Annotated in this window: 13 protein-coding genes; 8 read left to right on the top strand and 5 right to left on the bottom strand. The window is 60.0% G+C overall.

What is annotated here, in order from left to right; translation table 11 throughout:
* Window position 1: 1 nt before the first annotated feature.
* Genes L8I05_RS26575 through vasI form a run of 5 tightly spaced genes read right to left on the bottom strand, consistent with a single transcriptional unit; the run spans window position 2 to window position 7,062 of the window.
* A complete protein-coding gene (locus L8I05_RS26575) occupies window positions 2–1,045 on the bottom strand; it encodes a PoNe immunity protein domain-containing protein (protein ID WP_242174619.1) in 1,044 nt (347 codons plus the stop codon).
* A gap of 8 nt (window positions 1,046–1,053) precedes the next feature.
* On the bottom strand, window positions 1,054–2,472 hold the full coding sequence (locus L8I05_RS26580) for a hypothetical protein (protein ID WP_242174622.1): 1,419 nt from the start codon (window positions 2,470–2,472) through the stop codon (window positions 1,054–1,056).
* Entirely contained in the window at window positions 2,469–4,988 is a 2,520-nt protein-coding gene (tssI, locus tag L8I05_RS26585; RefSeq protein ID WP_242174634.1) for a type VI secretion system tip protein TssI/VgrG, read from the bottom strand. The genes L8I05_RS26580 and tssI overlap by 4 nt, the downstream gene beginning before the upstream one ends.
* A gap of 5 nt (window positions 4,989–4,993) precedes the next feature.
* Window positions 4,994–6,412, bottom strand: coding sequence for a type VI secretion system protein TssA (gene tssA / locus L8I05_RS26590; protein WP_242174655.1), 1,419 nt, complete (start codon window positions 6,410–6,412; stop codon window positions 4,994–4,996).
* On the bottom strand, window positions 6,400–7,062 hold the full coding sequence (gene vasI / locus L8I05_RS26595) for a type VI secretion system-associated protein VasI (protein WP_242174658.1): 663 nt from the start codon (window positions 7,060–7,062) through the stop codon (window positions 6,400–6,402). Before vasI ends, tssA begins: the two co-directional genes overlap by 13 nt.
* A 335-nt stretch (window positions 7,063–7,397) precedes the next feature.
* Between vasI and tssB the strand changes: the two genes are divergently transcribed.
* Genes tssB through icmH form a run of 8 tightly spaced genes read left to right on the top strand, consistent with a single transcriptional unit; the run spans window position 7,398 to window position 16,156 of the window.
* Window positions 7,398–7,901 carry a type VI secretion system contractile sheath small subunit gene (tssB, locus tag L8I05_RS26600; RefSeq protein WP_242174679.1) on the top strand — a complete coding sequence of 168 codons (504 nt, stop codon included), beginning with the start codon at window positions 7,398–7,400 and terminating at the stop codon, window positions 7,899–7,901.
* Window positions 7,902–7,938: 37 nt separating this feature from the next.
* Window positions 7,939–9,411 (top strand): type VI secretion system contractile sheath large subunit, encoded by a 1,473-nt coding sequence (gene tssC, locus L8I05_RS26605; protein WP_242174953.1) that lies wholly within the window; start codon window positions 7,939–7,941, stop codon window positions 9,409–9,411.
* On the top strand, window positions 9,412–9,825 hold the full coding sequence (tssE, locus tag L8I05_RS26610) for a type VI secretion system baseplate subunit TssE (protein WP_242174680.1): 414 nt from the start codon (window positions 9,412–9,414) through the stop codon (window positions 9,823–9,825). It abuts the gene before it with no gap.
* A 7-nt stretch (window positions 9,826–9,832) separates the two neighbouring features.
* Window positions 9,833–11,599 carry a type VI secretion system baseplate subunit TssF gene (gene tssF / locus L8I05_RS26615; protein WP_242174687.1) on the top strand — a complete coding sequence of 589 codons (1,767 nt, stop codon included), beginning with the start codon at window positions 9,833–9,835 and terminating at the stop codon, window positions 11,597–11,599.
* On the top strand, window positions 11,563–12,585 hold the full coding sequence (gene tssG, locus L8I05_RS26620; RefSeq protein ID WP_242174719.1) for a type VI secretion system baseplate subunit TssG: 1,023 nt from the start codon (window positions 11,563–11,565) through the stop codon (window positions 12,583–12,585). Before tssF ends, tssG begins: the two co-directional genes overlap by 37 nt.
* Window positions 12,582–13,931 carry a type VI secretion system lipoprotein TssJ gene (gene tssJ / locus L8I05_RS26625; protein WP_242174721.1) on the top strand — a complete coding sequence of 450 codons (1,350 nt, stop codon included), beginning with the start codon at window positions 12,582–12,584 and terminating at the stop codon, window positions 13,929–13,931. Before tssG ends, tssJ begins: the two co-directional genes overlap by 4 nt.
* 37 nt (window positions 13,932–13,968) lie before the next feature.
* Complete coding sequence (gene tssK / locus L8I05_RS26630) at window positions 13,969–15,315, top strand: type VI secretion system baseplate subunit TssK (protein WP_242174746.1); 1,347 nt, start codon at window positions 13,969–13,971, stop codon at window positions 15,313–15,315.
* The gene (icmH, locus tag L8I05_RS26635; protein WP_242174750.1) at window positions 15,308–16,156 is read left to right on the top strand and encodes a type IVB secretion system protein IcmH/DotU; all 849 of its coding nucleotides are present in this window, start codon (window positions 15,308–15,310) and stop codon (window positions 16,154–16,156) included. The genes tssK and icmH overlap by 8 nt, the downstream gene beginning before the upstream one ends.
* The last annotated feature ends 2 nt before the right edge of the window (window positions 16,157–16,158 follow it).

Below are 16,158 nucleotides of genomic sequence, written 5' to 3' on the forward strand. Positions count from 1 at the left end.
TTCAACCTTCTTGCCGCTGATCGAGTGCCCAACGCCATACGGTAATTCCGCGCGCAGTGCCGCTGGCGACATCCGGGAATATATCCCCGGTCTCGAAGCGACGCAGGGATTGGTGGCTGGCATCGCTCCACCACCAACCGCTTTGCGGGCAGGTCTGGCCTGAATACAGGGTGGATTCGATAGGCGGTGGTGGGTATTGACGGGCGTAGTCGACCCAATCCTTGGGGTAGAACGGCATGTCACGGTAGCTGCTGTCGTCAATGCGCAGCAGCCAGGTGACTGCGGCGGCTTCCCAGGACCAGTAGCCAAAATGGCTGAATCCTCCTTCAAAGTGCCTATCAATGTAGGGCTCGCGTCGGCTGGCGTGGTACCACTCGTCCAAGTAGGCTTTCAGTATCTCCGGACGTTTGGCCGGAGCGGCACTGAACACTTTGAGCAGTTTTCGATACGGCAGATGGCGCGTGCAGCTGTCTGGTGGGAGACCGCGACCCGCTACAAACGGACCAACCAAACGCTCCAGCAAACCGTCGCGTACGCCCATCAGTTCATTGGCGTAATCCAGGAAGGCCATAACTCTTGGCATGGTGTGGGCGTAACCACTGAGCAGGCCGAAACAGGTCAGGCGCAGCGCCACGATCCAGTATTCTTCGGTGCGCAGAGACGCGTGCGGAGCCATGTAATTGCCAGCTTCTGGCAACTGGTCGAACAACGCGTCGAAGTGCCCGTACTCTTGCGCCCATTCCAATGCGTATGGCCAAACCTCGACCAGTTGTTCCACGGGGGCACCGGCTGAATATTGCAGGTTGAGCCAATCGAGAGTGTCCCATAACCGTCGTCGCGTTGAGGTCATCAGCCCGCCAGATTTGGAGCGTTCGCGATACTTGGGCAAATCTGTGGTGATCATCACCATTCGATTCACGTTATCGTCGAAATTGATCAAGTAATTCCCGAACAGGACGTAACGCTCACGACGCTTTTCAAAGTCGGTTTCGCTGATCTTCCAACTAAGCCAATTGGACCAGTCGGGGGCAGGTAAATTGGGCATAACTTCACTCACTTGATTAACATCTGGGTAGGCAAAACAAACTCGGTACCGATCTGATGCGACACCGAGGCTTTACAGCATTTGGGGGTGACGGGGCCTTTGGCCCGATCATGCAAGTTGTGGTTGGGACCGACCACGGTGATCAGGCTGCGGTCGTAGGGGCACTTCACCAGTTGACGTGAGGCCTCACCATTTTCGAATTTGGTTTCAGCGCCGATCTTAAAATCCACGCCCTCCCAAGCTTTGATCTGACGAGTTAGCCGAAGGGAGTGAGCCTCCGTTAACTGAGCCCCCTCAATCTTTGCCGCCACCCACTTATGACTCAGCTGCCGCCCATCCCCCACCGTGGGCTTGTTCACCGCACGCTCCACGCGCTTTTCATCCTCCATCCCCAGGTACGCATCAATCCCGTACTCCAGCCCCGCAAATACCGCCTTCGCCGTTTCCAGTTTGTGAAACGCACCTCTCGTGCCCTTCGTGTCGCTGATGCGGTAGCTCAACGGCAAGCCACCGCCATGCCACACATGGTCAATACCTCGATGCCCTGGCTGACTCATTTCATACAGTTTGCCGCGATGATTGACCTTGGCCCGGCGGCGCTGGCGTTTGACGAAGTAGTAGTCGGCGATGTGCTCGCCCGACACGCTGATCTGATGAGATGTTTTGCTGGAACGTTCGCTCTGACGTTGCTGGGCAGTGACCCGTCCCTGAGCAGGTAATTGAGTGCCTGCCGTGGGCGTCGCCACATTGCCGCTGGCTTGACTGTTGGGCGCAGGCGCTTTAACCCCTCCGGGCGCCGCCGGTGTGTGCGCCGTGGTGTTGGGCAATGGATCAGCCAGGGCTTTTTGGTGAGCGCGCTTGAGGGTGTTCATTGCGTCGGTGATCTGACGCTGAGCCATATCTTGAAGCTGACGCAACTGTTCGATCAAACGCTGAACGCCTTTGCGCCCCAACGCCCAAGTCGACAGGCTGCGGCTGAGCATGGTGATCAGCCCGGACAGGATCGCGTCGATGTTCTGGATGATCTCGGCGGTGTAGCGCGCCCAGTCCAGCTGGCGAAACCACGTCTCTATATCGCCGCGCACGTGGCGCGGCAAACTGTCGAGAATGCGCCCCATGGGTTTGCCGTGACGCAGCATGTTGAACACGTTTTTCAGTGCATCGCCGAACCCCGGCACCAGGGCGACCAGCGATAACACCAAGTCCAGCCAGTGTTGGCCGCTGTCAGGAGTGCGTGTGAGCTGATAAAGGCAACGCAGGATGTTGTACGCATCGATTGCCTGCCCCACAAATGGAATCAGGCCCAGAACGGTGCTAACCATCATCTGTGCCAGTGACGCACCACGACCTTCAACAACCTCTTCTACCCAGTTAAGGATCTGTAAGAAGGTGTCGTCTTCAAGGCGGGAAGTGCTTGACTGGCTCATCGCACTGCCTCTTGATCGTTCTCTAAGGAAACCTGTTCATGCTCACCTGCCGTGATGGGATCCGACTCATCACTGGCGGGGTCCTCGGCATAGGCATAACTTTCAATCATGTCGTCGTAGTCCACACTGCCCGCTTCTAGAGCCTCAATTTCATCGGCAAAGTAAGTGTTTTGCCGGTGTTCATCTTCTTGTCGTCGGTAGCGCTCAATGGCCTGTTCAGCCTCCTCTGGCGTGTTGGGCAAAAAGCCTAATACGTCATTTTTTGTCTGTTTACTGATGGGGAACGGCTCTCTGATGTCATAACCGAAATAGGCAACGCCAATGCTTGGGGGGTTGTCGATTAGCGCAGTCCCCTGATCATCTAGATTGCCAGTTCGCTGCGTGCCGTCCTCAAACTCAACTCGATACAGGGCCCCGACTTCCGGCTTCAAATCGGTATAGGTGTAATGCAACTCAAGCGGCGGCCTGTTGATGAGTACCGAGCTGTCGCTTTCGCCCAACTTGATATTGAGATCCACCTCAGCGCCGCTAATAACAACTGGCCCCGAGGCACTGAAGTCGAACGAACAACCGTTGATAAGAACGGTGCCGTCGGACCTCATCACCAGTATGGACCTGCCCACCTGAATCGAAAATTCGTCTTCGACTTCGATAGAGTAGGTATGCCCGATGCACTCGGATTTGCTCAGCCCAACTTGCTCACTCTGGCTCAGCCCCACTGTTGTATTCATGGCCCCACCCACTGTTCGCTGGTAAGCCGCGCCAATGGTCAGTGCCTTGGCTAAACCGATGGTTTCCGCTTTGGCCAGCTTGATGGTTTCGGCCTTGTTGCCGCCGATGGTCACGCTGCGGTTGGCGCCGATGCTGATGGTTTCGTTTTGGCCGACGTCTTCGGTGCGGTGGTCGCCGATGGATACGGTTTCGTTGTGCTCGACCCGCTCCTTGCGGTCATTGCCGACGAAAATGCCGTTGTTGTTTTTGATATGGACGTTCTTGTCTTTCTCGGCATGGATAAAGACTTCCTGCTGCCCCAACTCATCCTCAAAGCGCAGCTCGTTGAAGCCAGGTCCCTTGTGAGTACGGCTTTTGATGGTCATCCGCGTCTTGTGTTTGGGCAGTTCATAGGGCGGCAGATTGGTTTGGCGGTAGGTGCGGCCCGTGGCGATAGGCTGGTCAGGATCGCCATCCAAAAAGCTGATGATCAGTTCCTGATTCACGCGTGGCACGGCCATGGCGCCCCAGATCGCGCCCGCCCAGCCCTGAGCCACACGGATCCAGCATGAGCTTTGGTCGTTGTTTTTGTCCGAGCGATCCCACGGAAACTGCACCTTGACCCGACCCCATTCGTCGCAATAAATCTCCTCACCGGGAGGGCCGACTACCGTGGCGATCTGCGGGCCGTCGATGCAGGGTTTGTCACGCAGCGGCGCTTTCCAGTCCGAGGTCCAGCGGATGGCGCTGGCCTTCATTTCATACGACGTACCGAGGCCACTGCCGAACGATTCTTCCTGCAGGCTGGTGTGCTGTTTGCCCTCGTGCTTGATGGCGATAGTGCGCCAACGGTCATTGAAATCCTCACGCGGATGGTCGTTGAGGTCGAAGGCTAACCCAGGTTGCAGACGTTCATCGTCGCCTTCCACATGGGCCAGCTTGGCGTCGTTGCGCAGGGCGGCCAGGCGGGTCTTGGTGAAGGGCTTGCCGGCGATATCGCGCTTGTAGCGACCGGGATAATCGTAGCGTTCGTAGTCTTTGTGCTGGTTGTTCAGATCCTGGTCGCCGGTGGCGGTGTGCTGCTGGTTGTAGCGCGGGTGAGTGAAGGTGTAGTCGCGCTGCACTTGGCGTGCGGTGCGCACTTGTTCGGTGTAGTGGAAGCGGTTCAGTGCCGGTTCGATGGCGTCTCCGCCGCCCATGGGCTGGTAGATAACCGGGCAGTCGGTGTGGGTGCCGATGGTGCCCAGGCCGCCGACGCGGTCGGTGAGGACCAGGGTGTGGCCGTCGGCGCGGTGTTCGAAGGTGTAGAGCAGGCCCTCTTCGGCCGCGAGGCGGGCGATGAAGTCGAGGTCGGTTTCACCGGCCTGCACGCAGTATTCGCGGGGTTGATGTTCAAAGCAGATTTCGCTGCGGATGTCGGTCAGCTTTTGCTCGGTCAGTACGCTGGTGATGATGTCGGGCACGGTCTGGCCCTGGAAGATGCGCCAGTTGGAGCGCAGGTCGAAACGCTTCAGGGTCGGTTCGACCACGGCGGTGTAGCGGGTGCGGCGAAAGCCGGTGTCGCCCTGTTGGAACAGGCTGACCAGCCCGTGGACGTAACGTACCGGAGCCTCACCACGCCAGAGGGTAAAAAGCCCTGCCAGATCGAGCACCCGATTGAAGTCGATAGCGGCGTTATGGCTCGCCAGTTCCAGTTCGAGTTTGAACGGTTGGGAAAGGCCTTCTTCAAGGGTGAAAGAGACCACCTCGAAGGCATCGCCCTTCAAGGCTTCAAAGGTGAAACGCAGGTCACTTTGACGGGGCATCGTGGCTAGTCCTTACTCTCACTGATAACAGCCGCCACCTTCCGGTACAACTCCGGCTCCCAGCCCTGCGCCGCGGTATCGCGCATCAGCCGTGCAACGTTGGCGTACAGATCGTCCGCCAGCCACGACAGGCCACGCGAGGCCAGCAGGTCGGCGGCAATCACCGTGGCGTAGCTGCGCTGGCGCGGGGCGTCTTGGGTGGCGTGCAGGTCCTGCAGGCGCAGCAGCACCACTTCCACGCCTTCGGTGTTGAGCTGGGTGGTGAGTTCGTCGCGCAGACCGGCGTATTCCTGCACCGGGCTGCTTGTGGCGTGTGACTGATCGGCGCCGGTGATCCAGGCCTGGGTTTGTGCATCCACGAACGGCGTGCCGTCGCTGAAGCACAGCTCCAGAAGGGCCGGCAGGCGGCAGACGAAACGCTCGCAGGTCTGGCGAATGGCGCCGGCCACTTCTTCCATCGCCAGGCGCGAGGCGACCTGGGCCGCCAGGTAACTGCCGCGCAGCCAGTACGGCGAGGCGCAGACACTTTTTTCGAGGCGCAGCAGCAGGTTCGGCTCAATGGCGTTGTGGTTCAGCGCATCCTGGTAGCCGTCGACGATGTCCTTGGGCACGGCGGTCAATTCGGTGCGACGGTCGCGGGTGATGGGAGGCGCGGTGCGCAGGTGCGACCACAGGCCGAAGCGTCGCAATTGGTAGCCGGTGGGGTCGTAGGGATCTTGCTGGTTGATCTGCTCGGCCATATTCAACACGGCGCGGCGTTGCTCACGCTCATTGCCCGGAACTTGCGGCTTGGGGCTGTTGAAAAACGCTGACTCCAGCGCGCTGCCGGAGCTGGCCGCACGGGCGGGCCCGGTGGCGACGACAGGCTCGCTGTATTTGTTCAGTTGGCGTTGCAACGCGTCCAACGGGGCCGGGTCGAGCTTGGCGCTTTCGACGCAGCGTTGCAGATTGGCCAGGGCCAGTTCCGCTGCGGCTTGATAGGCCGGTTCAAAACTGCTGCGCTCCAGGGTCGGCAACACCTGCCCCAGGTCGCCCAGCAGACGCTGCACTTGCTTGCGTTTGTTCAGGTAGCCGGTCGGGCCGGGCTTGGGGTAGGCACTGTCCCAATACAGTTCAACCATACCGGCTATCAGGCCCAGGGCATCGGCCCAGCGCGCCCATTGACGGGTGCGCAGCCACACCACCTGCAGGTGGCCGAGGATGCGCCAGTGTTTGCACTGGGTCCCGAGGTATTGGCGAGAGGCTTCGTCGATATATGGCCAGTCGATGTCGCCTTCACGCAGGCCGCCGAGCTTGACCATTTCCTGATCGATGGCCTGGTAGGTTTCGTCCTCGACATCGAAATGACCGGCGGGTTGCTCGGGCTCGATGGGGGTCAGCAGCAGCTTGACGGTGTCCGCCGGCACGTCGATCACCAGCGACATACTTGGCGCTCCTGTTCGATCAGTTCGCCCAGCCCTTCAGCATCGAAGACCAAGCCGTGCAACCTTGGATAGTCACTCTCCAGCCGCAGGCGCTGGCCGCCGCCCATGTTGCGCAACAAGGCAATGGCCTGCAGCCCGCGCCCGGCATCCACCACCAGACCCGCGTCGTCCAAGACCTGCCACTGGTAGGCCGCGGAGACCGGGTGCTCATCCTTGAACAGCTGGATGCGTATCTTGTTGGGCTTGGCCGGCTCATCCAGCACCAGTTGCAGGCGCGAGATTTTCGATTCGCAACTGATGGCCAGGTAAGGCCGGGGCGGCAACGCGCCCAGGGCTGGGGCGGAGATCACCAGACGGTGTTGCTGGTCGTTGTCCGGCTCTGGGAATGATGACAACAAAAAACGCTGGTCCTCGGGTGGACGCTTGGCCTCATTGCGTTGCACCAGATCAACAATCGGCAATACCCGGCCAAGTGCACGCGGCGGCACCGGTGTGTGATGAATGGGCGTACCGGCGGCTAAATCAAAACATTCCAAACGCTTCAAGGGCGAGACGATGGCAGGGCAATCCTGGGTCGCTGCCTGCGCGTCCACTACCGCCACAACCGTCAAGCAGAGCCCCCATTTCCATCCTCGCCATCCGTTGCGCATCAACGCCTCCTGATATGCCTCGCCGAAATCCGAACCGGACCTTTTCTCAACTTTCGAACTAATTTTTTTAGGCCGATAGTTAAATTAATTAACTTGCAAAGCGTCACCTGCACTCAATAGATAGGCAAGTAAAAGACGGACAACACACTGCTGAATCCCGAATAAAAAGAGATGTCTTTCAGAAACACCCACGACAGACGTAGGAAAATTAGCAACATTAATCGCAACGCCTTTTCCTACATCCAAAGCCCACGAATCGCGTCCATCTCGTCCTACATGACAAACTTTGAAACAGCTGTTTCTAATACGCCGACCTTACGAAAAGGATTTTTCCCATGTCGAAAACTCACGGCTCTGTCGCGCCCAAAGAGCGCATCAACATCAAGTACGTCCCCGCCACGGGCGACCAACAAGCCGAAGTAGAGCTTCCCTTGAAATTGTTGGTTACGGGTGACTTCAAAGGCCACGGCGAACTCGCCGCACTGGAAGACCGCCAAGCTATCCGCATCGACAAAGACACGTTCAATGAAGTACTGACCAAAGCTGAAGTTGCCTTGGAGATGGCGGTACCGTCCGTTCTGAACAACGAAATCGATACAGATTTAAATGTGCAACTTCAATTCAAAAGCATCAATGACTTCGGCCCCGACGCCGTTGCCCGGCAAGTACCGGAACTGAATAAGTTACTGGAGTTACGTGAGGCCTTAGTTGCACTCAAAGGCCCAATGGGCAATGTCCCGGCCTTTCGTAAACACCTGCAAAACCTGCTGACGGATGAAACCGCCCGCCAACGCCTGGCCAGCGAACTCAACTTGGTGCTCGACGCGCCAAGCAACTGATTTGAACGCCCTTCTCAACGGAGTATTCCCCATGCCTATGGAAAGCGCCGCCGCCCAAGTATTGGTGGCTGACGACCCCACGTCGTTGCTTGACCAACTGCTGGCCAACACCACCATTCGCCCGTCCCAGGAAGGCTATGCCGTTGCCCGCCAAGGCGTGGCCGCGTTCATCAGCGAGATCCTGCAAAGCGGCGATCACCAACAGCCGGTGAACAAGCATCGGGTCGACCAGATGATTGCTGAAATCGACCGCGCATTGAGCAAGCAGATGGATGTGATCCTGCACCAGCCACAGTTCCAGCAACTGGAGTCGTCGTGGCGTGGGTTGAAGCTGCTGGTGGATCGCACGGATTTTCGCGAGAACATCAAGCTGGAAATGCTGCATGTCACCAAAGAAGAACTGCTGGACGACTTCGACAATGCCGGCGACATCACCCGCAGCGGCTTGTACAAGCACGTCTACACCGCCGGTTACGGCCAGTTTGGTGGCGAGCCGGTCGGCGCCATCGTCGGCAACTACACCTTTGGCCCCAGCTCGCCGGACATTAAGTTGCTCAGCTATGTAGCGTCCATCGGCGCGATGTCCCATGCGCCGTTCGTCTCGGCAGCAGGCCCAGAGCTGTTCAACCTCGAAGGTTTCCAGGGTTTGCCCGACCTCAAGGAAATCAGCGACATTTTTGACGGCCCTCGCCACACCAAATGGCGCGGCCTGCGTGAATCCGAAGACGCCCGCCATCTGGCCCTGACCCTGCCGCGCTTCTTGCTGCGCACGCCGTACAGCACCGAGGACAACTCGACCCGCAGCTTCGGCTATGACGAAACCGTCGACGGTAACCATGACAACTACCTGTGGGGCAACACCGCGTTCCTGATGGCTTCGCGCATCACCGACAGCTTTGCCCGCTACCGCTGGTGCCCGAACATCATCGGCCCGCAATCCGGCGGTGCGGTGGACGACTTGCCGGTGCACCTGTACGAATCCCTCGGCCAATTGCAGGCCAAGATCCCCACCGAAGTGCTGATTTCCGACCGCAAGGAATTCGAGCTGGCCGAAGCCGGCTTCATCCCGTTGACCATGCGCAAGGACAGCGACAACGCGGCATTCTTCTCGGCCAACTCGGTGCAGAAACCAAAAAACTTCCCCAAGACCCGCGAAGGCCAGGAAGCCCAGACCAACTACAAGCTCGGCACCCAGTTGCCGTACCTGTTTATCGTCAATCGCCTGGCCCATTACATCAAGGTGCTGCAACGCGAGCAGATCGGCAGTTGGAAGGAACGCCAGGATCTGGAGCGCGAGTTGAACATGTGGCTCAAGCAATACATCGCCGACCAGGAAAACCCGTCGACCGACGTGCGCAGCCGTCGCCCCTTGCGCGCCGCGAAAATTGAAGTGCAGGACGTTGAAGGTAATCCAGGCTGGTACCAGGTGTCGTTGGCAGTACGCCCGCACTTCAAGTACATGGGCGCCAACTTCGAAATCTCCCTGGTCGGTCGGCTGGACACCCAATAGGTGGGCCGCAGTCTGTTCGAACGCCTGGAGCCCGATGCACCGCGCTACCACCCAGGCAACGCGGATGAACAGGCGCGCCAGCGCGTCGAGGCGATCAAACGTCACTTGGAACAGGTGCTCAACTCACGCCAGGGCTGCTCACAAAGCAGCCCTGAACTGGGCCTGCGCGACTTTAACGGAGTCACCCAGGCCAGCAGTGACATGGTGGTCGCCATCAGCGCCGATATCCGGCGCTCGGTGGAAGCGTTTGAACCGCGCATCACGGTGACGGGCGTGCGCTATCAGCCCGACCCGGACTTGCCGTTGGAGCTGAACTTTCGCCTGGATTGCCAGGTGCGAGTCAATCACAAGGAAGAACAGGTGCAGATCGAGGTGGCCATGCACGGCCGCGACGGCTACACCCGGGTGAAATGAGGATGCGATGGACTTGAAACAACGCTTTGCCGAGGAGCTGCGCTACCTGCGCGAACTCGGCCGCGAGTTTGCCGAGGACAACCCGCAACTGGCGCAGTTTCTCGGCGATCAGGCTGGCGACCCGGACGTGGAACGGCTGCTGGAGGGCTTTGCCTTCCTCACCGCCAAGCTGGGCATGAAGATCGAAGACGACTTGCCGGAGCTGACCCATCCGCTGTTGCAGATGCTCTGGCCCAACTACCTGCGCCCTCTGCCCAGTGCGACCATCATTCGCTTTACACCACTGCCCGATGCGATCAGCCAGCGCCAGGTGATTCCCAAGGGCACACCACTGTTTGCCAAACCGGTGAATGGTGTGTCCTGCCAGTTTCGCACCTGCACCGACGTCAACCTGTACCCGTTGGCCTTGCAGGAAGTCAGCGACGCCCACAGCCGTGAGGCCTCTGTGATACGCATCGACCTCAAGGTGCTGACAGAGCAACCGCTGACCAGCATGGCCTGCGATCAGCTGGATTTTCATCTGGGTGGCGATAACGCCACTGCGCTGACCTTGTATCTGTGGCTCGCCCACTATCTGGACAGCGTTACGCTGCACATCAATGGTCACAGCTATCGTCTGTCGGCCAAGGACATTGGCTTTCCCGGCTTTACCGCCGAAGAAGCACTGCTGCCCTACCCGCGCAATGTGTTCGATGGTTACCGGATCCTGCAGGAATACTTTGTGTTCCCGCAACGGTTCCACTTTTTCAGCCTGACTCGGTTGGCTCACGTTTGGCCGGATGTCAGCGCCACAACCCTGCGCTTCGAATTTCAGTTCACCCGGCCCATGCCGCCCGACATTCGCCTGCGCACCAGCGATCTGCACCTCTACTGCACGCCGGCGGTCAACCTGTTCCGCCACGATGCCAACCCTATTGCACTGGATGGGCGCAGCCTGGAGCGGCGTATCAGCCCCAGCGGCAACCAGCCCGAGGCTTACGAGATTTTCAGTGTCGACCGGGTGGCCGGTTGGGATGCCGCCGACAAGGAGCGCAAGGGTGATCCGTTGCGCAGGTTTACCCCGTTCGAGTCGTTCCAGCATGAGATCGAACATGCGCGGGGCCGCACAGCCTTGTACTTCCGCACGCATATCGAGGAGTCCCACGGGCGTGAGGGCTTGCGTCATCGCATCGCTTTCGTACGCGGTGATGAAAGCCTGTACATCGGCGAGCATGAAGCGGCTTCCATCGAATTGACCTGCAGCAACCGCGATCTGCCGCAGATGCTGGGTGTGGGCGATGTGTCGCTGTCCACCGAGGTCACGCCGTCGTTTGCCACCTACACCAACCTGATTGCACCGACGCGCAGCTACCGGCCGGTGCTGGACAGCAGCCTGCACTGGACACTGATTTCCAACCTGTCGCTGAACTACCTGTCGCTGTTGTCGGCCGAGCCGCTCAAGGCGGTGATCCGTACCTATGACTTCGCCGCCTTGCACGATCTGCAACAGGCCCGCGCCACCCGCAAGCGCCTCAATGGCATCCACGAGACGGTGACCACACCCATCGACTGGCTGATGAAGGGCCAGCCGGTGCGCGGCCTGCAGACCCAACTGAAACTGGACCAGAACGCCTTTCTCTGCGAGGGCGAGTTGTACCTGTTCGCCAGCGTGCTTTCCCACTTTTTTGCGCTGTACGCGAGCATCAATTCCTTCCATCGCCTGGAAGTGATCAATACCACTAACAACGAGCGTTATGAATGGCCACTGTTGACCGGCAGACAACCCGTGATCTAGCCGATGTGCTGCTGGCCGACGCGCGGAACTATTCGTTTCACCGTCTGCTGGAGCATCTGCACGCTTTGCATGGTGATGACCTGGAAGCACAGCCCTTGAGTGCGGCGGCGCGCCGCCGTGTGCGTCTGCAAAGCCATGCGGGGTTGGGCTTTCCGGCCTCCGACGTGGTCGAGGCGGCACGCCTTGAGGAGGATCGTGAAGAGGTGCGCTATCGCTTGCAGACCAGCTTTTTTGGCCTGCACGGCACCGACTCGCCGCTGCCCGGTTATTACCTGGATCGCCTTGCCTACGAACAGGCCCAGGAACGAGGGATACGTCCGGCGTTCATGGACTTTTTTAATCATCGTTTGCTGACTCTGTTGCATCACAGTTGGCGTAAGTACCGCTACTACATTCGCTTCCAGGCCGAAGCCAGCGACCGTTTTTCGCGCTATGTGTTTTCCCTGATCGGGTTGAACGACAACGACCTGCGGGGTGCAACACCGCTGCCATGGGGCCGCCTGCTGAGCTTTGCCGGGTTGATCGCCAGCCGCAGCCGCTCGCCCTCGGTGGTGTCCGGCATCGTCGAGCATTGCTTTGATCTGCACGGCGTGCACATCCGTGAATTCGAAGTGCGTTCGGTGAGTCTGCCACAGCGTCAGCGCATGGCGCTGGGCAAGGCCAACGGCACGCTGGGCAGCGACTTTGTGGTGGGTGACCGCAGCAAGACCCGCGCCAGCAAGTTCACTCTGGTGATTCCCAACCTGACCCAGGCGCGCTTTCGGCAGTTTTTGCCCAGCGGCGAGCAGTTCGGACGACTGCGCCAGTTGATGGATTTTTTGCTGCGCGACGTCACCGCCTATGACCTGGAACTGGGTCTGCGCGAAGAGGACGTGCCGCCCTTCAACCTGCAACGCGACAGCGGCACCCACTTGGGTTGGACCAGTTTTATCGAAGACCAGGAACAACGTCACCCCGCCGTAGTGCGGATTCGGGGGCGCGCATGAAGCTGACCCTGGTTATCAATAATCCTGCACAGTTGCTGCACGGGTATTTGCCCCTTCACCGGTTTGGCCCACAGGGCGGCAGCATCGGCAGTGCCGCGGCGGACTGGCGCCTGGAGGATCGCCACAACAGCGTGCAGCCCAACCACTGCGACATCCGTGTTGTCGAAGGGCGCTTTTGCGTGATCGACCGCAGCGGCAGCACCTACGCCAATGGCCATGATTTGCCGTTGGGGCGCAACGTTGCGGTGAGCCTCAACGATGGCGACCTGTTGCAGATTGGGGCATATCGGGTCGCGGTGCAGCTCGGTGAGCACACCCCAGGTCAGCGGTCACTCGATGAGCTATTCGCCGGTCACCCGGAAGGCATGCAAGCCTGGCATTTGGAGGAGTTACCGAGCCTGCCCCTGCCCGATCCGCGACCTGCCACGTGCCCGGAGTTCGAGCGCCTTTGCCAACCAGTGGACTTAGCGGAACAAGGAGATCCGCTGCGAGCAATGATTGCGGTAGAGCCACCAAAGCCGCTGGCTGACATTTGCACGGCTGCACCCAAAAAGCCCATCAGCCTGTTCAGCAATCTGCGCCTGGGCACGTTGCTGCTGGCCTGCCTCACCCTCGGCGGCTGCACCATGCTCGGCAAAATCGGCCAGGTGATCTGGACCCCGTCGACTCCGGTCGGCGACCCCGACGATCAACCCAGCCGCTACTCCCTAAGCCTGCACGCCAGCGACCACGTCAACCCGCGCCTGATCAGCACCGGCACCGCAGCGGATGAAGACGCGGGCCGCGCGCCCTACACCCTCAACGTTCAGGCGAGCAGCCCGCAGGCACTGACCGACAAAGTGCAAACCCTGCTCAACCACCTTTACGAAAACGTACCGGCGCAGTCACCGCTGAGCTTGGAGCCCGCGCCCGTAGAGCCGATGTCGCCCCTCGAAGACACTTTGCTGGGCGACTACGACGCCCGGGGTGTCAGCCTGACTACGCCATGGGGCAACCCGGCGCTGCAGCACGTTGCCACGCCGATCGCCTTCAAGGTTTTGCAGCTGACCGACGACTCGCTTCTGGTCAACGCCAGCCCGCAGGCCATGGCCGAAAACCTGAAAAAGACCCTGGGCAGCACCTACATCCGCGCCGACGACTACCTGCTCCAACCCGGCCAATTCAAGTTCGTCGACCTACGCCCCCTGGATGAGGACACCCGGTTTATCGCAGTGATCGCCAACTACCACAGCGCCGATGTCGGCCAGTGGAAACAGCACCTGCGCGTCGAGCCCAAGGGCCGGCAATACGCCGTGCTGGTGCAGTTGGACGCCGCCCAGGTCAGCCTCAAAGGGGAAACCCGATGACGCCCTTTTCAGCCGCTTTTGCGCAGAGTAATTACCGATGAGTTCACGCAACCCCGTCATCTGGCATGAAGGTTTGTTCGTCAAACCCCAGCACTTCCAGCAACAGGCCCGCGCCGCCGAGGCCGCCGTGCATCAACGCGTGCACAGCCTGAACGACGCCCTTTACGGCTTCAGCGAGCTGGAGCTGAACAGCGAATATTTGAGCTTCGGCAAAGTTGCCCTTACCAAGGCGTGCGGAATCATGCCCGACGGCAGTGTCTTTGATATCCCTCGCGACCTGGCGCCACCCGCGCCGCTGGAAATTGCCGACAGCAGCGCAGTCAACCAGATCGTCTACCTGGCCCTGCCGCTGCGGTCCAACGGCGCCCTCGAAGTGCGTTGGCCCGACCGCTACGGCAACAGCCGCTACATCGCCCGGCGCGAAGAAATCCGCGATACCCACAGCGATGACGGCGATCAGGTCGGCATGGACCTGGCCGTGCCCAACCTTCAATTGATGCTTGAACGTAGCGACCGCAGCGCCTTTACCGGCATCGCCATCGGCAGGATCAAAGACAAGCGCCCGGATGGCAGCCTGGTGATGGACGAGCATTTCTACCCCACCAGCCTGTCCTTGCAGGCCGTGCCGGCGTTGCACCGCTACCTGGGTGAAGTGGCCGGGCTGATGCGCGCGCGGGCCGAGAACCTGGCGCAACGCATCGGCTCGCCGGGGCAATCGGGCGTGGCCGATGTCACCGACTTCAACCTGCTGCAAACCCTCAACCGCTTGTTCCCGCTGTTCCAGCACCTGGCCCGCCAGCGCCAAGTCCACCCGGAACGGCTGTACGTCGCACTGGCCCAGGCCTGCGGCGAACTGGTGACCTTTACCGACGAAGGCCACCTGCCCCAGGAATACCCGGCCTACCAGCACGACAACCTGCGCGAGTCTTTCCAGCTCCTGGAACACACCCTGCGCCGTGCCTTGGGCACCGTGCTGCAACCGCGTGCAGTGTCGCTGCCGATCGACGTGCAGCAATACGGCTTACGCACCGCTACCTTGAACGACAAGCGCCTGCTGGACAACGCTGAATTCATTCTTGCCGTGCGCGCCGGACTGCCAGCGGAGACCCTTCGCCAGCAATTGCCCAAGCAGATCAAGATCAGCTCCACCGAGGGTTTGGAACAACTGGTCAGCCTGCAACTGCCGGGCATCCCGCTACTGCCGCTGCCGGTCGCGCCACGGCACCTGCCGTTCCATGCCGGTTTCAGCTACTTCGAACTCGACCGCCATCACCCCACCTGGCAAAGCCTGAGCAGTGGCAGCGGGTTTGGCTTCCATATCGCCGGTGAATTCCCGGAGCTGGAATTGCAGTTCTGGGCCATCAGGAGTGAGAAAGATGAGTGAGTCCATACCCACCAAAACCACGCCCCCAGCAGATGACGGCAACCTGATGTTCGGCTATCTGCAACAGGCCACCAGCAGTAAGGAGGCCGCTGCCGTAGAGGAACCGGCCAAGCCCAAACCCGAACCGCTGCTCGCAGACCCCGAATTCGACATGCGCGGCCTGGCCTGGAATCCGCTCTGCGACGCCGCCACGCCCCTTATCGGCCTGGTCATCCGTCTGCGCCGCCTGGACCACCACGATGATGTGACCGCGCTGTACCAGAGCGTCAGCAACCAGATCACCACAATCATGGAAGAGGTCAGCCAGCTCGACTACGACGCCGGCATGCTCAAGGCCTACTCCTACAGCCTGTGCCTGCTGATCGACGAAGTGGTCATGCGCACCACCTGGGGCAGGCTCTCCACCTGGAGTGAACGCTCATTGCTCAGCCAGTTCCATGGGGAAACCCGAGGCGGTGAGCGGTTCTTCACCATCATGAACAACATGATCCCCGAAGCGGCCCGGTACCAGCATGTGCTGGAGTTCATGTACCAGTGCCTGATCTCCGGCCTCAAGGGCAAATACGGCGCCCATAGCAAGGGCGATGACGAAATACAAAAAATCATCAACCAACTGCACAGCCTGTTACGCCCGCTGCGCGGCGAGACGCCCAAACGCCTGACTGATCCGCTGAAGAACGTCGCCCCGCGCAACTACCGGATCAAACGCGCCTGGCCGTTGTGGACGCCGTGGGCATTGGCCGCCGCCGTGCTGACCTGCGCCTACACGATCTACTCAATGCGCCTGAACAGCATCACCCAGGAAGTACTCACCTCCCTGGAGCGGATTCTCAACCTGTAACC

The organism is Pseudomonas sp. MONT-RG-20F-20-E-7-02 (assembly GCF_022662395.1).
GTDB lineage: Bacteria > Pseudomonadota > Gammaproteobacteria > Pseudomonadales > Pseudomonadaceae > Aquipseudomonas.

Bases quoted from the DNA above. Each gene is read 5' to 3' on its own strand.
- L8I05_RS26575 (WP_242174619.1), bottom strand. From the start codon at position 1,045: ATGCCCAATTTACCTGCCCCCGACTGGTCCAATTGGCTTAGTTGGAAG.
- L8I05_RS26580 (WP_242174622.1), bottom strand. From the start codon at position 2,472: ATGAGCCAGTCAAGCACTTCCCGCCTTGAAGACGACACCTTCTTACAG.
- tssI (WP_242174634.1), bottom strand. From the start codon at position 4,988: ATGCCCCGTCAAAGTGACCTGCGTTTCACCTTTGAAGCCTTGAAGGGC.
- tssA (WP_242174655.1), bottom strand. From the start codon at position 6,412: ATGTCGCTGGTGATCGACGTGCCGGCGGACACCGTCAAGCTGCTGCTG.
- vasI (WP_242174658.1), bottom strand. From the start codon at position 7,062: ATGCGCAACGGATGGCGAGGATGGAAATGGGGGCTCTGCTTGACGGTT.
- tssB (WP_242174679.1), top strand. From the start codon at position 7,398: ATGTCGAAAACTCACGGCTCTGTCGCGCCCAAAGAGCGCATCAACATC.
- tssC (WP_242174953.1), top strand. From the start codon at position 7,939: ATGGAAAGCGCCGCCGCCCAAGTATTGGTGGCTGACGACCCCACGTCG.
- tssF (WP_242174687.1), top strand. From the start codon at position 9,833: ATGGACTTGAAACAACGCTTTGCCGAGGAGCTGCGCTACCTGCGCGAA.
- tssG (WP_242174719.1), top strand. From the start codon at position 11,563: ATGGCCACTGTTGACCGGCAGACAACCCGTGATCTAGCCGATGTGCTG.
- tssJ (WP_242174721.1), top strand. From the start codon at position 12,582: ATGAAGCTGACCCTGGTTATCAATAATCCTGCACAGTTGCTGCACGGG.
- tssK (WP_242174746.1), top strand. From the start codon at position 13,969: ATGAGTTCACGCAACCCCGTCATCTGGCATGAAGGTTTGTTCGTCAAA.
- icmH (WP_242174750.1), top strand. From the start codon at position 15,308: ATGAGTGAGTCCATACCCACCAAAACCACGCCCCCAGCAGATGACGGC.